Here is a 14,052-nt window from a genome sequence, read left to right on the forward strand (position 1 = left end):
TGGCCGCCTCATTCTTCAAGCAGGTTGTGGCATGAGCGCGACAGGAGACCCCATGATCAAGCGCAGATCACTGCTTGCGGCGGCGGGCGGCACGCTGCTGGGCAGTGCGCTGGCGACAGGCACCGCCCGGGCCGACGCGACCATCGCGGTCAACCCCGCGACCAGCTACGGGCGTTGGGAGGGCTGGGGCACCTCCCTCGCCTGGTGGGCCAACGTCTTCGGCGCACGTGACGACTTCGCCGACATCTTCTTCACGACCAAGTCCGTGGCGTACGGCGGAAGGACCCTGCCCGGCCTCGGAATGAACATCGCCCGCTACAACCTGGGCGCGTGCAGCCCGAACAGCGTGGGCGGCCAGAGCATGGCCGCCTCGCCCAACATCCCGGCGTTCAAGCAGATCGAGGGCTTCTGGCAGGACTGGAACAACGAGGACCCCACGTCCACCGCCTGGGACTGGACGGCCGACGCCAACCAGCGCGCCGCACTGGTCAAGGCGACCCAGCGAGGCGCCGTCTCCGAGCTGTTCGCCAACTCGCCCATGTGGTGGATGTGCCTCAACCACAACCCCTCCGGCGCGTCCGGCGGCGGCAACAACCTCCAGTCCTGGAACTACCGCCAGCACGCCTCCCACCTGGCCGCCGTCGCCCTGTACGCGAAGAACAACTGGGGCGTGAACTTCGGATCCGTCGACCCGTTCAACGAGCCCTCGTCCAGCTGGTGGACCGCCACGGGCACGCAGGAGGGCTGCCACATGGACGCCACGGTCCAGGCGGCCGTCCTCCCGTACATGCGCAGCGAGCTGAACTCCCGCGGACTGTCCGGCGTCAGGCTCTCGGCGTCCGACGAGACGAGCTACGACCTGGCCCGTACGACCTGGAACTCCTTCGGGGCCTCGACGAAGGCCCTGGTCGGACAGGTCAACGTGCACGGTTACCAGGGCTCCGCCGGCCGCCGCGACCTCCTCCACTCGGACGTCGTCACGACGGCGGGCAAGAAGCTCTGGAACTCCGAGACCGGGGACAGCGACGGCACCGGCCTCACCCTGGCGAACAACCTGTGCCTGGACTTCCGCTGGCTCCACCCGACCGCCTGGGTCTACTGGCAGGTGATGGACCCGTCCACCGGCTGGGCGATGATCGCGTACGACCAGAGCACGCTGCAGCCGACGACCGTGCAGACCAAGTACTACGTGATGGCCCAGTTCAGCCGGCACATCCGCCCCGGGATGACCATCATCGACACGGGGGCCGGATACGCGGTGGCCGCCCACGACGCGACGCAGAAACGCCTGGTCGTCGTGGCGGTCAACTCCGGTGCCGCGCAGACGCTCACCTTCGACCTCTCCCGCTTCTCCGCGGTCACCGGCGGGACGGGCGGACTCGTACGGCGCTGGAACACGCTCACCTCCGGCAGCGGCGACCTCTACACCGCACGCTCGGACACCTATCTGAACGGCAAGAGCCTGAGCGTGCCGTTCGCCGCCGGCTCGGTACAGACCTTCGAGATCGACGGAGTCACCGTGTGACAGTCCCGGCCCGGACGGACAGTCCCGGCCCGGACGCACTGACCAGGGCGGTGGTGCCGTCGCCCCGGGAGGGCGGGTGTCTCGAAGTGAGACACCCGCCTTCACGCGTCCGGGTCCAGGATCGGCATGAGCTCCGTGCCGTTTCGCCGAAGCTCTGACGCAGGTGAAGAAAGGTGAACACCATGGGCCTCGCACTGCTTCGGCGCCGACGGCGGGAGCGGGCCTCCGGTGCCGGCGCGACGGGCGTCTCGCTTCCCCTCCCGACCGGCGCGGGTGCCATCGGCCGAGAGGTCGTCGACCCCATGGGCCAGCCGATGGGCGCGGCCGACGTGACGGTCACCGCGCTGGACACGCACCGGGTCGTCGCCCGCGGCACCACCGACCCGTACGGCTACTTCCTCGCGGCGCTGCCGCCCGGCCGGTACAGCCTGATGATCGCCGCCGAGGGTCTGCACCCGCACCACGAGACGGTCGACGTGGAGGTCGGACCCGCCGCCCCCGGGGAACCGATCCACCTGCAGCCCGCCAGGCGGCTGGAGCTGCCGGCGCCCGGCACCTGGCTCTTCGACCCGCCCCACACGGCGATCCGGTTCATCGCCAAGCATGTCGGCATGGCCCATGTGCACGGCCGCTTCGAGCGGTTCGACGGCGGCATCCAGATCGCCGAGGACATGGCCGACTCCCGGCTGCACGTCCGTATCGACGCGTCGAGCATCACCACCGGCAACCGCACACGCGACGGCCACCTGCGCTCCGGGGACTTCCTGGACGTCGAACGGTTCCCGCACATCGACTTCCACAGCACACGGTTCGCGTACCGCGGCGGCAGCAGGTGGACCGTGCACGGCTCACTGACGATGCACGGGGTGAGCCGGTCGGTGGCGCTGGACACGACGTATCTCGGCACGGTGAACGGGGGGTACGGCGAGGAGTTGCGGTGCGCTGCGCTGGCGAAGGCGGAGCTGCATCGCGAGGACTACACGCTCAACTGGCGCTCCATGCTGGCGCGGGGCATCGCTGTCGTCGGCCCGACGGTCCAACTGGAGCTGGACGTCCAGGCGATGTACCGCACACATGACACGCCTACGCCGCCGGGGTAGCTGTCGCTGGTTCCGGTTGTCTGTCTGCGGGTGCGTTTGGGCTGGGCGCGCGGTTCACCGTGCCCCTTCGGGGCGGGGCGTCAGCCCTCGCCCGTCAGTAGGCGGCGGGGGTTCGTGATGCGGAAGGCGTAGGCCGCTGCTCCGCCCAGGCCGAAGCCCGGGGATTGCGGAAGGTCGGCGTACGGGCGGTCCGAGCCCTGGACGATCGCGTCGGTGCCGAGGGCGCGGACGATCGAGTCCACCGCGCGCGGACCGTACGACGAGGTCTCGACGAACACGTTCGGGTCGATCTCCTTGTGGCCCTCCGCCCCGGCGCGGGCCACGAAGCGTTCGCCGTGCAGGGGCGCCAGACCGGCCAGCAGCGCGAAGCACACCCGCAGCCGCGGATGACGCGGCCGGCCGAACGCCCGGAACGCGAACCAGGCCGCGTGCATCTGCTGCACGTACGGCACCATCGCGGGCCACCATCCCGGCCTCGGAGCGGTGTCGGCGGCCGGGCCCGGGTGGATGAACAGGGGGAGGTTCCGGTCCGCCAGCAGGTCGAGCAGCGGGGCGCAGCGCGCGTAACCCGCCGCGTCGGTCAGGGCGTTCGCCGGGAGCTGGAGGCCCGCGAAACCCAGGTCCAGGTACCCGGCCGTCGTCTTCTCGTCGATGTCGCGGACACCGGCGGCGGCCCACGCGCCGAACGGGCGGGGCAGCTCCGCCGCGTCCTCGTGGTACGCGTCGAGCAGTGGGCGCGCCTCCGCGGAGGGGAGCCACTCCACGCCCAGCGGGGAGGAGAGCGAGATCAGCGCTCTGCCCAGGCCGTCGGCGACCGCCCGTTCGGCCCGCCGGGCCATGTCGTGGTCGGCGGGGGAGACCTCGTAGGGCGGCTCACCGGCCGTGTGCAGCGTCCAGCCGTCCAGGAACGGCGGCTCGGTGCGCGCCCGCAGAGCCGCGACGAACGAGCCGGTCCACAGATGCTGGTGTACGTCGACGTTGGTCACGAGGCTTCTTCCGTCAGGGCACGCAGGGCGTTCCGTACCTCGTCGGACCCCAGGATGTCATCGTTCACCCGGTCCACGTCCACGCCGCAGGGCCGGTCCTCGTCCAGGGGCGGGACCAGCTCGCGGATCGCCCCGTGGAGCAGGGCGGGGCCCCGCCCGAGCGTGGTGGGCGCGGCCAGGTCCACCGCCTGTGCGGCGGTCACGGCCTCCACGGCGAGCAGTTGCCGCAGCCGGACGAGCACGGTCGACAGCCGCCGCGCCCCGAACGAAGCGTTGGTCGAGTCGTCCTCGACACCGTCCGCGCCGTGCCGGGGGTCGGTGCTCACCGGCGCCGACAGGAAGCGGATCTCGGCGACCAGCGCCTGCGCCGTCTTCGCCAGCGGCGCGAAGCCCGAACGCTCCGGACCGTACGGGGAGAGGTTGGCGGGCAGCCCGCTGAGCCCGGGGTTGAGCAGGCGCCGCATGCGCTCGGCGGAGACCGCCGCGGTCTGGGCCAGGGCCAGCGCGAGGGTGTCGAAGGCCAGGGCGAGGGCCGGGGTGTGGAAGTTGCCGGAGGAGAGGATCTCGCCGGGTACACCGTCGGCGGCGGCCAGGACCACCGGGTTGTCGCCGCAGCCGTTCAGCTCGGGATCCAGTGCCGCGCCGGCGAAGTCGAGCGCGGAGTGCAGCGCTCCGTGCACCTGGGCCGCGCAGCGCAGACTGATCGGGTCCTGGACCCGGCGGGCGTGGAGGGGATCCGTGAGATCGCCGTCGGCCAGGAGAGCGAGCAGCTGCTCCGCCGCCCGGGACTGTCCGGGGGCCGGACGCAGGCCCAGGACCCGGGCGTCCAGGGGGCTGGTGTTCGCCCGGAAGCCCTCGAAGGTGAGCGCCGTGACCGTCTGGGCCAGCAGCAGGACGGTGGCCGCCTCGTGCAGGACGAGCCCGCCGTGGCCGGCGGCCAGCGGGCTCGCGCTGCACAGCACGTGCCCGTCCTTGGGGCCCAGCTCGGCGGGGGACAGCCCGGCCAAACGCAGGGCCGCAGCGCCGTCGAGCACCTTGCCGGAGAGTTCGGCGCGGCCCTCGCCGATGACCACGAGGCCGACATGGGCCATCTGGCACAGGTCCGAGGCGCCGATCGACCCCGTCTCGGGGACCAGCGGGTGGACGCGTCGGTTGAGCAGCCCGACCAGCAGCGGCAGGATCCGCGGGCTGATCCCGCTGCCGCCGGCCGCCAGACCGTTGACGCGGGCGATCAGGGCGGCGCGTACGACGGAGGCCGGCAGCGGGTCCCCGACCGCGTTGGCCCGGCCGCGTACCGTACGCACGCTGAACCGCGCGAGTTCGTCACGCGGCAGGGCGTACGACGAACGGCTGCCGAGTCCCGTCGTCAGTCCGTACGTCGGCACCTCGCGGTCGACCACGTCGTCGACCATCGCGCGCTCGCGCGCCAGCCGGGGGAGCACCTCGTCCGCGAGGACGACCCGGGCACCGCGCAGGGCGACGGCGGCCACGTCCGCGCAGGACAGGGAGCGTCCGTCCACGGTCACAGATCCGCTCCCCGATCCGCTCCCCGATCCGCTCTCCGATTCGGGCACCGGTTCGATCACTGCTTCGGATCGCGCGGGGTAGGGGCCCGTCATGAGAACCGCAGCTTCTGTCCGAGCCCGCGCTCCCCGGCCTTCGCGAGCACGGCCGCGCCCAGGGCGATGTCGGACAGGGACAGGCCGCGGTGCCAGAAGAGGATCGTCTCGTCGGACCGTTCACGGCCGGGCCTGTCGCCGGCCACGATCTCGCACAGTTCGCCGTGCAGGGTCGCCTCGCTGAGCCGGCCCGACTCGACGTGCGCGCGCAGAGCACCGAAGGGCCCGGACCGGCACTGGCCCCAGTCGTCGACGACGACCTTGTCCATGATGTCGGTGAGCGAGAGCTCGACCGCGCTCATCGTTCCGTAGGGGACGACGAGCGCGCCCGGCGCGATCCACTCCGTCCTCAGCAGGGGCTCGGGCCGCTCCAGCCGGGAGGCCTCCACGACGATGTCCGCGCCCTCGACGCACGACTTCCAGTCGTCGGTGACGATCACGGGCTTGCCGAGGTCGTCCTCCAGCCGCTTCGCGAAGGCCTCGCGGCTCTCCGGGCGGCGCGAGTGCACGCGGATCTCGTCGAGATCGAAGATCTGGTCGAGCAGCCGGACGTTCCAGTACGAGGTGGCGCGGGCACCGATGTGACCGAGCACCTTGGAGTCACTTCTCGCCAGGTGCCGTGCGCCGAGCGCGGTGAGCGCGCCGGTCCGCATCTCGGTGATCGTGGTCGCGTCCAGCACGGCCAGCGGCATGCCCGTACGCGGGTCGAAGAGGTTCAGCAGAGCCATCTCGGAGGGCAGACCGGATTTGTAATTGTCGACGTAGTCGCCCACGATCTTGACTCCGGCCATGCCGAGCGGGGCGACATAACCACGCAGGACGTTGAAGTGGCCGTTGAAGGCGGGGTCGGGCGTGAGATGCACCCGTGGTTCGATAACCGTCTCGCCGTGACCCTGGGCGAGCAGTCCCTGTTCGACGGCATCGAGTACTTCGATGTCGCTCAGTTCCAGCTGTTCGATGTCGGAACCGTTCAGGAACGTGAACCAAACGGGGTCAAGAGCGGTCATTCCGGGCGTCCTCTCGCTTTCTTCGGACGAACGTAACGCCCCGTTCACAAAAGGGGATTGACTGAAATTCAGTCACGAACAACTCTGCATGACGATATGCAGTCGGGTAAGGGGCAGCTTTGATCAGATTCGACGCGGTGAGCAAAAACTATCCCAACGGCACCACAGCCGTGGACGCACTGTCCCTGGAGCTGGCCGAGGGCGGCCTCACGGTCCTGGTCGGCCCCTCGGGCTGCGGCAAGACCACGACGCTGCGGATGGTCAACCGCATGGTGGAGCCGTCGGCGGGCACGGTCAGCCTGCACGGCCAGGACATACGGGAGGTGGCCGCCCCCGAACTGCGCAGGGGCATCGGTTACGTGATCCAGCACGCCGGCCTCTTCCCGCACCGAACCATCCTGGACAACGTCGCGACCGTGCCGCTGCTGCTCGGCTGGGGCAAGAAGAAGGCCCGCTCGCGCGCGGCCGAGCTGCTGGAACTGGTGGGGCTGCCGGCAACGATGGCCAAGCGCTACCCGTACCAGCTCTCCGGCGGGCAGCAGCAGCGCGTCGGGGTGGCCAGGGCGCTGGGCGCGGACCCGCCCGTACTGCTCATGGACGAGCCGTTCAGCGCGGTCGACCCCATCGTGCGCGGCGAGCTGCAGGCGGAGTTCCTGCGGCTGCAGAAGGAGCTGCACAAGACGATCGTCTTCGTCACCCACGACATCGACGAGGCCATCAAGCTGGGCGACCACATCGCGGTGTTCCGCACGGGCGGCAAGCTCGCGCAGTTCGACACCCCTGAGCGGCTGCTCGCGCACCCCGCCGACGACTTCGTGGCCGACTTCGTCGGACAGGACCGCGGTATCCGCCGGCTCTCCTTCGTGCAGGCCTCCGGTCTGCCGCTGCGCGAGGGCCCGGTGCTGCCGGTGACGGCTCCCGTCGCCGACGCCCGCTCCCTGGGCGAGCCGTGGGTGCTCGCCGTCGACGCCGCCCGGCGGCCCCTCGGCTGGGCCGCCGTCGCCGACCTGCCGCCCGGCGGCACGCTGGCGGACGCGGCGCTCGCCCCGCTCGGCCACACGTTCGCCCTGGTCGGCGACTCCGCACGGGCCGCCCTCGACGCGGCCCTGCTGTCCCCCTCCCGCCTGGCGGTGGGAGTGGACGCGCAGGGCGCGGTCGCGGGGGTCGCGGACGCGTATGAGTTGTCCGCCGCGATAGCGGGGGCCTCGACGCGCGCCGCCACGACAGCCGGCACCGCTGAAGGTACGGCTGCCGGCGCGTCTGACGGCACGGCTGCCGGACCGACTGCCGGCACGGTTGAGGCTACGGCTGCCGAAGCCGGTGCCCCGGCCGAGGGCGAGGGCGAGGCAGCAGCCGAAGCGGTCACACCAGTGGCACCAGTGGCACCAGTGGCACCAGCGGCACCGGCCGCACCAGCCGCCTCGGCGACGAAGCTCACCAAGAGCGACGCCGACGAGGGTGGCCCGGTGGAGAAGGACAGCACGGGCGGTGGGGACCGATGAGGGACGGGGAGCCGCTCATACGGTGGGTCTGGATCGGCGACCACGTCGGTGAGCTGGCCCACTACACCGGGGTCCATCTGCGGCTGGGCCTCCTGCCGGTGCTGTTCGGACTGATCATCTCCGTGCCGCTCGGCATGCTCTGCCACCGCTACCGCTGGGTCTACCCGCCCACCCTGACCGCGGCCAACGTCCTGTACTCCATCCCGTCGCTGGCCCTGTTCATGATCTTCGTCCGCTATACGGGGCTCACCGAACGCACGGTCATGATCCCGCTGACCCTGTACACACTGTCGGTGCTCATCCCCAACGTCGTGGACGGACTGGCCTCGGTGCCCGATCCGGTACGGCAGGCGGCCACCGCGATGGGATTCAGCACGGTCCGCCGGGTCGTGCAGGTGGAACTGCCGATCGCCGTGCCCGTCGTCGTCGCCGGTGTACGGGTCGCCGCGGTCTCCTCCATCAGCCTCGTCGCCGTGGGGCAGCTGATCGGCCAGGGCGGCCTCGGCTACTACATCACCCGGGGCCTCCAGCTCGACTTCCCGACCCCGATCATCACCGCGACCGTACTGATCATGCTGCTGGCCCTCGTCACCGACGCAACTCTCGTCCTGGCGCAGCGGCTGCTCACACCGTGGGCCCGCGGCAAGGGGGCGAAGGCGTGAACGATCTCCTGAACCAGATCCAGCTCGTCGGTGAGTGGCTTACGTCGTCCGCGCAGTGGCACGGCGACGACGGCATCCCGCACCGGCTCGCGGAGCACCTGACCTACAGCGGTCTGTCGCTGCTCTTCGCGACACTGATCGGGCTGGCGTTCGGCCTGCTGGTCGGTCACACCGGCCGCGGCGCGTTCGCCGTCGCCACCGTCGCCAACCTGGCCCGCGCGATCCCCACCTTCGGCCTGGTCGTCCTCGTGGTCACCCTCGCCGGACTCAGTACCGCTCCGGTGCTGGTCGCCCTGGTGGCACTGGCCGTCCCGCCGATCCTCATCAACACCTTCGAGGGGGTCCGCGGTGTCGACCCCGACGCCCGGGACGCCGCGAAAGGCATGGGCATGACCGGCTGGGAGGTCCTGCTGAAGGTCGAGGTGCCGATGGCGATGCCGCTGATCCTGCTCGGCCTGCGCGTCGCCGCCATCCAGGTGGTGGCCACGGCGACCGTGGCCGCGTACCCCGGTCTCGGCGGTCTGGGCCGCTACATCGTCGACGGGCTCTCCCGCAACGACTACCAACTGGTCATCGGCGGCTCCGCCGTCGTCGTGGCGCTGGCGCTCGTCGTCCAGGCCGTCTTCACCGCGCTGCGGCGCGCCGTCGTCTCGCCGGGGCTGAGGCCCGCGGCGGCCAAGTCATGACCCACGGGCCTCCCGCGCACCCGGACCGCGCGCAGGCCGCACCCGAGTTCCACCAAAGACCCGAGCCCGAGCCGTACCTGAGTCGTACCTGAGAAAGGGAACATCCATGAAAGCCACGTACCGCACCGCCGCCTTCAGCCTTGTCGCCGCGCTCTCCCTGACCCTCACCGCCTGCGGAGGCAGTGACGACAGCGACGACAATCCGCTGACGGGCAGCAGCGGCGACAGCGGAGGCGGCAAGGCCATCGTCGTCGGCTCGGCCAACTTCCCCGAGAACCAGCTGCTCGCCGAGATCTACGCCCAGGCCCTGGAGGACAAGGGGCTGAAGGTGACCCGCAAGTTCGACATCGGCGCCCGCGAGGTCTACTACGACCAGGTCGTCAAGGGAGGCATCACCGTCTTCCCCGAGTACAACGGCGCCCTGCTGTCCACGGCGGTCGACAAGAAGAGCACCGCCACCGGTACGGAGGAGGTCAACGCCGAGCTGAAGGCGAAGCTCCCCAAGTCGGTGGAAATACTCGACTCCGCCGCGGCCGAGGACAAGGACTCGGTCACGGTCACCGCCGAGACCGCCGCCAAGTACAAGCTGAAGACCCTGGCCGACCTCAAGCCGGTCGCGAAGGACCTGACCATCGGCGCCGGTTCCGAGTTCAAGACCCGCACCCAGGGCGGGGTCGGTCTCAAGGACGTCTACGGCGTCGAGTTCGGCAAGTTCCAGCCGCTGGACGCGGGCGCCCAAAGCACCCTGCTGAAGCTGCTGAAGGACGACAAGGTGCAGGCCGCCAACCTGTACACGACCGACCCCGCCATCGTCGAGGACAAGCTGGTGGTCCTGGAGGACCCGAAGAACCTCTTCTCCTCGCAGAACGTCACCCCCCTCGTCTACAAGTCCGCGGTGAACGACAAGGCCAAGTCGGCGCTCAACGCCATCTCGGCCAAGCTCACCACCGATGACCTGCTGGACATGATGAAGAAGATCAGCAACGACAAGGAGGACTCCGCGGACGTCGCGAAGGAGTGGCTGACGTCGGCCGGTCTCGCGGGCTGACCCGCACGGGGACCGGGGTGAGCGACACGGAGGGAGTGGGTGCGGGCGCCTACGGCGGCGCGTCCTTCGGGGCGGTGGCGCCCACGCGGCTGCACCAGCTCTTCGAGGGGCGCCGCCTGACGCCCACCCAACGGCGTATCGCCCACTGTCTGGTCCGCCGGACGGCAGCCGCGCCGTTCCTGTCGAGCGTGGAGCTGGCCCAGCTGGCCGGGGTGAGCCAGCCGTCGGTGACCCGGTTCGCGGTCGCCCTCGGCTTCGACGGATATCCGGCGCTGCGCAGACATCTGCGGGACGTCGTACCCGCCGGGCCGGCCGTGGACACACGGCCGGCCAACCCCTACCAGCAGGCGGTACGGGCCGAGGTCGACCATCTGCTCCAGCTGGCGTCCCTGCTGGCCGACCCCGGGCCGGTGGAGGACGCGGGCCGGCTGCTCGCCGCCTCCCGGCCGCTGCCGGTGCTGGGGCTGCGCGCCTCGGCCGCCCAGGCGCGCGGCTTCGCCTACTTCGCGGCGAAGGTGCACCCCGACGTGCGCCTGCTCGACGAGGGCGGATCGCTGCTGGCCGACCGGCTCGACGCGGCCCGTCACGCGGGGGCGAGCGCGCTCCTGTGCTTCGCGCTGCCGCGCCACCCGGCGGAGCTCCTGGCCGCGCTCGACCATGCCCGGGACGCCGGGCTGACCGTGGTGACGATCGCCGACGGCACGTTCGCCCCGGTGGCCGCCCACAGTGATTTGCTGCTGCCGGCCGCCGTGGGCACCGGCCTGGTCTTCGACACGGTGAGCGCCCCCATGCTCCTGGGGCAGGTCCTCCTGCAGGTGATGTGCGACGCCATTCCCGACGCCCAGGCCCGCCTGGAGGAGTTCGACGCGCGGGCCGCGGCGCGGGGTCTGTTCATCGACTGACTGACCGACCGACGGACCGAGTGGCCCGATCAGCCTGGACCTGGACGGCGCGATCAGCCCCGACGGCCCGGGGGCGACCTGGCAGGCCCGGGCGTCGGCCGGCCGGCGTGCGGTAAGGTTCACCTGCGTCTTCACGCGGTTCACCGCGGCGAGGCGCATCGGGACGTGGCGCAGCTTGGTAGCGCACTTGACTGGGGGTCAAGGGGTCGCAGGTTCAAATCCTGTCGTCCCGACGGAAACGTCGCAGGCAGGGGTCACCTTCGGGTGGCCCCTTTCTCGTGTTCGGGGGTCCGGCGGCCCGTTCAGTCGCCGGGCGTGCCGCCCGGTGTCCGTGCCGCTCGGTGTCCGGGCCGTCGTCGACGACGCTGATCTGTATCACCCGAGCACACTGACCGCCTTGCCCCTCAGGTGAGTTGGTGATGTCGGCATGTCGAGTCGGCTGTCGGCCCGTCAGCGGCGCCGATGCGCCAACGTCCGGTATTTCGTTCGGAGTTCGAGGTTTCGGTGCCGAAATCTAGGCCCGCGGTCACAGCCCGTCAATACCTTCGCCGCATCTGTGCGGGACCGCCACCGCTCCGCAACCGTGCGCTTCCGGTGCGTTACTCAAACGTGACGTGCCTCCTGCTGTCGGCCCCCTTGACCGGCATGAATTGTTAGCGCTCACAATGACCTCCGCAATCACCGGCCGACATCCGGGGCCCGACACAGGTCCGGCACAGGAAATTCTCGGTACACGACCGCCAAGGAGGTGCGGCATGGCACAATCCCAGCTTCGGCCGCCCACCATGGCCGATGTCGCGCGACTGGCGGGCGTGTCCCATCAGACCGTTTCCCGTGTGCTGGGGGATCACCCCCATGTGCGGGACGAGACTCGGGCCAAGGTGCTGCACGCGATCGAGGAGATGGGCTACCGCCGGAACTCCTCCGCACGAGCCCTGGTCACCCGCCGCACCCGGACCCTGGGTGTGGTCGCCTCGGACACCACGCTCTACGGTCCGGCCAGCACCCTCTTCGCACTTGAGGAGGCGGCACGGGCCGAGGGCTACCTCGTCTCCACGGTCAGCCTGCGCGAGCTGACCGTCGAGAAACTGGCCGAGGCGCTGGACCACCTCAGCGAGGGCGGGGTGGAGGGAGTCGTCGCCATCGCCCCGCAGCGGTCGGCGGTCGAGGCCCTCGCGGGACTGCGTCACCCGTTCCCGGTGGTGACCGTGGGCAGCGGGCCAGGCGTGGGGATCCCCAGCGTGAACGTGGATCAGCATCAGGGTGCCCGCCTTGCCACCCGTCACCTGCTGGCCGCCGGCCACCGTACGGTCTGGCACCTCGCCGGACCCGAGGACTGGCAGGAGGCCGCCGACCGGGCCGCGGGCTGGCGGGACACCCTCGAAGCGGCGGACGTGGAACCGCCGTTGGTCCTGCGCGGGGACTGGAGTCCGCTGTCGGGCTACCGGGCGGGACAGGAACTGGCCGGCTGGCTGGGCCGGGGGCTGACCGCGGTCTTCGTCGCGAACGACCAGATGGCGCTGGGGGTGTTGCGCGCCCTGCGGGAAGCGGGGGTGCGCACTCCGCAGGACGTGGCGGTGGCGGGCTTCGACGACATTCCGGAGTCGGAGTTCTTCGCGCCACCGCTCACCACCGTCCGGCAGGACTTCGCGGCGGTCGGAAAGCGCAGCATCGCCCTGCTCCTGGACCTGATCGAGGGCCGGGAGCCGTCAGGGGCACTCCGGATCGCCATCGAGCCCCAACTCGTCGTCCGCGCCAGCACTTTCCCGTACACCTCCGACCAGGGCGCCCCACCTGTCTGAAGCCCTGCCCGCGTGACGCACCACCTCGAAGGCCATTTCCCACCCGCCCCTGTATGACCGATATTTCGAACGATGATCGACATGCTGGACATGGTGGGACGTGTTCCGGCGAGCAGCACGAGTACCAGCAGGCCCTTCAGGGCCGGCTCTTCAAAGGAGAAGAACATGCTCAACAGAAGGAACTTCCTCACCGCGGCGGTCGGCGTGGCGGCCGCGGGCGGCCTGGCGGCCTGTGCCAAGGAGGACGAGGGCTCCTCCGGCTCCGACTCCGGCAGCGGCGGCGGCAAGAAGATCACTCTCGGCTTTGCCCAGGTCGGCTCCGAGAGCGGCTGGCGCACCGCCAACACCAAGTCGGTCAAGGCAGCGGCCAAGGACTCCGGTTACACCCTCAAGTTCTCCGACGCCCAGCAGAAGCAGGAGAACCAGATCTCGGCGATCCGCAGCTACATCGCCCAGAAGGTCAACGTCATAGCCTTCTCGCCGGTGGTCGTCACGGGCTGGGACGCGGTGCTCAAGGAGGCCAAGACCGCGAAGATCCCGGTCATCCTCACCGACCGTTCCATCGAGACCGCCGACGACTCCCTGTACGTCTCCTTCATCGGCTCCGACTTCATCGACGAGGGCCGCCGCGCGGCCAAGATGCTGGAGAAGGTCCTGGAGAAGGCCGGCCACAAGGGCGCGGTGAAGATCGCACAGCTGGAGGGCACCACCGGCGCCGCCCCCGCGATCGAACGCGCCAAGGGCTTCAAAGAGATCATGGACGCCGAGCACAAGGACGACTGGAAGGTCGTCGTCAGCCAGACCGGCGACTTCACCAGGGCCGGCGGCAAGCAGGTCATGGCGGCCTTCCTGCAGTCCAACCCGGACATCAACGTGCTCTACGCGCACAACGACGACATGGCCCTGGGCGCCATCCAGTCCATCGAGGCGGCCGGCAAGAAGCCCGGCAAGGACATCCTGATCGTCTCGGTCGACGGCGTGAAGGACGGCTTCGTCGCGATGTCCGAGGGCAAGATCAACGGCATCGTCGAGTGCAACCCGCTGCTCGGCCCGCAGCTGATGGACCTCGTGAAGAAGGTCAACGACGGCGAGACGGTCGAGCGCCGGATCAAGACCAAGGAGGGCGACTTCCTGCAGGAGCAGGCCAAGGAAGCCCTCCCGACCCGCAAGTACTGACCGGCGTACACCGACCGACCGCACCTACCGCCAGGGA

General features: G+C 70.4%; 11 protein-coding genes, 1 tRNA gene and 1 pseudogene. 10 read left to right on the forward strand and 3 right to left on the reverse strand.

The window, feature by feature from the left end; genetic code table 11:
• The first annotated feature begins 52 nt into the window (after positions 1-52).
• Together ACH4DZ_RS29400 and ACH4DZ_RS29405 are read left to right on the forward strand one after the other, a co-directional pair.
• Entirely contained in the window at positions 53-1,525 is a 1,473-nt protein-coding gene (locus ACH4DZ_RS29400; RefSeq protein WP_398290654.1) for a beta-1,6-galactanase, read from the forward strand.
• Between the two features lie 182 nt (positions 1,526-1,707).
• Positions 1,708-2,625, forward strand: coding sequence for a YceI family protein (locus tag ACH4DZ_RS29405; protein ID WP_398290407.1), 918 nt, complete (start codon positions 1,708-1,710; stop codon positions 2,623-2,625).
• Between the two features lie 80 nt (positions 2,626-2,705).
• On the opposite strand, the gene ACH4DZ_RS29410 is transcribed toward ACH4DZ_RS29405, so the two are convergent.
• From ACH4DZ_RS29410 to ACH4DZ_RS29420, 3 genes are all read right to left on the reverse strand, one after another.
• Complete coding sequence (locus ACH4DZ_RS29410) at positions 2,706-3,611, reverse strand: amidohydrolase family protein (protein ID WP_398290408.1); 906 nt, start codon at positions 3,609-3,611, stop codon at positions 2,706-2,708.
• On the reverse strand, positions 3,608-5,137 hold the full coding sequence (gene hutH, locus ACH4DZ_RS29415) for a histidine ammonia-lyase (protein WP_398290409.1): 1,530 nt from the start codon (positions 5,135-5,137) through the stop codon (positions 3,608-3,610). The genes ACH4DZ_RS29410 and hutH overlap by 4 nt, the downstream gene beginning before the upstream one ends.
• Before the next feature lie 89 nt (positions 5,138-5,226).
• Positions 5,227-6,237: an ornithine cyclodeaminase family protein gene (locus tag ACH4DZ_RS29420; RefSeq protein WP_398290410.1), complete on the reverse strand. Its 1,011-nt coding sequence runs from the start codon at positions 6,235-6,237 to the stop codon at positions 5,227-5,229.
• 119 nt (positions 6,238-6,356) lie between these two features.
• Here ACH4DZ_RS29420 and ACH4DZ_RS29425 point away from each other — a divergent pair.
• The 8 genes and pseudogenes from ACH4DZ_RS29425 to ACH4DZ_RS29460 form a co-directional block, all read left to right on the forward strand.
• Positions 6,357-7,514: pseudogene (locus ACH4DZ_RS29425) on the forward strand (ABC transporter ATP-binding protein); the annotation flags it as partial.
• A gap of 221 nt (positions 7,515-7,735) precedes the next feature.
• Complete coding sequence (locus tag ACH4DZ_RS29430; RefSeq protein ID WP_398290411.1) at positions 7,736-8,401, forward strand: ABC transporter permease; 666 nt, start codon at positions 7,736-7,738, stop codon at positions 8,399-8,401.
• Entirely contained in the window at positions 8,398-9,087 is a 690-nt protein-coding gene (locus ACH4DZ_RS29435) for an ABC transporter permease (RefSeq protein ID WP_398290412.1), read from the forward strand. Before ACH4DZ_RS29430 ends, ACH4DZ_RS29435 begins: the two co-directional genes overlap by 4 nt.
• Positions 9,088-9,193: 106 nt before the next feature.
• The gene (locus tag ACH4DZ_RS29440; protein ID WP_398290413.1) at positions 9,194-10,135 is read left to right on the forward strand and encodes an ABC transporter substrate-binding protein; all 942 of its coding nucleotides are present in this window, start codon (positions 9,194-9,196) and stop codon (positions 10,133-10,135) included.
• Between the two features lie 35 nt (positions 10,136-10,170).
• The gene (locus ACH4DZ_RS29445) at positions 10,171-11,037 is read left to right on the forward strand and encodes a MurR/RpiR family transcriptional regulator (protein WP_398290655.1); all 867 of its coding nucleotides are present in this window, start codon (positions 10,171-10,173) and stop codon (positions 11,035-11,037) included.
• A 159-nt stretch (positions 11,038-11,196) separates the two neighbouring features.
• A tRNA-Pro gene (locus tag ACH4DZ_RS29450) sits at positions 11,197-11,270 on the forward strand.
• A gap of 522 nt (positions 11,271-11,792) precedes the next feature.
• Positions 11,793-12,839: a LacI family DNA-binding transcriptional regulator gene (locus ACH4DZ_RS29455; protein WP_398290415.1), complete on the forward strand. Its 1,047-nt coding sequence runs from the start codon at positions 11,793-11,795 to the stop codon at positions 12,837-12,839.
• 165 nt (positions 12,840-13,004) lie between these two features.
• Complete coding sequence (locus ACH4DZ_RS29460; protein WP_398290416.1) at positions 13,005-14,015, forward strand: ABC transporter substrate-binding protein; 1,011 nt, start codon at positions 13,005-13,007, stop codon at positions 14,013-14,015.
• The last annotated feature ends 37 nt before the right edge of the window (positions 14,016-14,052 follow it).

Origin of the sequence: Streptomyces sp. NPDC017991, from assembly GCF_044328075.1 — a bacterium.
Lineage (GTDB): Bacteria > Actinomycetota > Actinomycetes > Streptomycetales > Streptomycetaceae > Streptomyces.

What these genes read in the sequence shown, in the direction of transcription:
- ACH4DZ_RS29460 (WP_398290416.1), top strand. Translation starts at nt 13,005, where the DNA reads ATGCTCAACAGAAGGAACTTCCTCACCGCGGCGGTCGGCGTGGCGGCC.
- ACH4DZ_RS29440 (WP_398290413.1), top strand. Translation starts at nt 9,194, where the DNA reads ATGAAAGCCACGTACCGCACCGCCGCCTTCAGCCTTGTCGCCGCGCTC.
- ACH4DZ_RS29455 (WP_398290415.1), top strand. Translation starts at nt 11,793, where the DNA reads ATGGCACAATCCCAGCTTCGGCCGCCCACCATGGCCGATGTCGCGCGA.
- ACH4DZ_RS29400 (WP_398290654.1), top strand. Translation starts at nt 53, where the DNA reads ATGATCAAGCGCAGATCACTGCTTGCGGCGGCGGGCGGCACGCTGCTG.
- ACH4DZ_RS29430 (WP_398290411.1), top strand. Translation starts at nt 7,736, where the DNA reads ATGAGGGACGGGGAGCCGCTCATACGGTGGGTCTGGATCGGCGACCAC.
- ACH4DZ_RS29420 (WP_398290410.1), bottom strand. Translation starts at nt 6,237, where the DNA reads ATGACCGCTCTTGACCCCGTTTGGTTCACGTTCCTGAACGGTTCCGAC.
- ACH4DZ_RS29405 (WP_398290407.1), top strand. Translation starts at nt 1,708, where the DNA reads ATGGGCCTCGCACTGCTTCGGCGCCGACGGCGGGAGCGGGCCTCCGGT.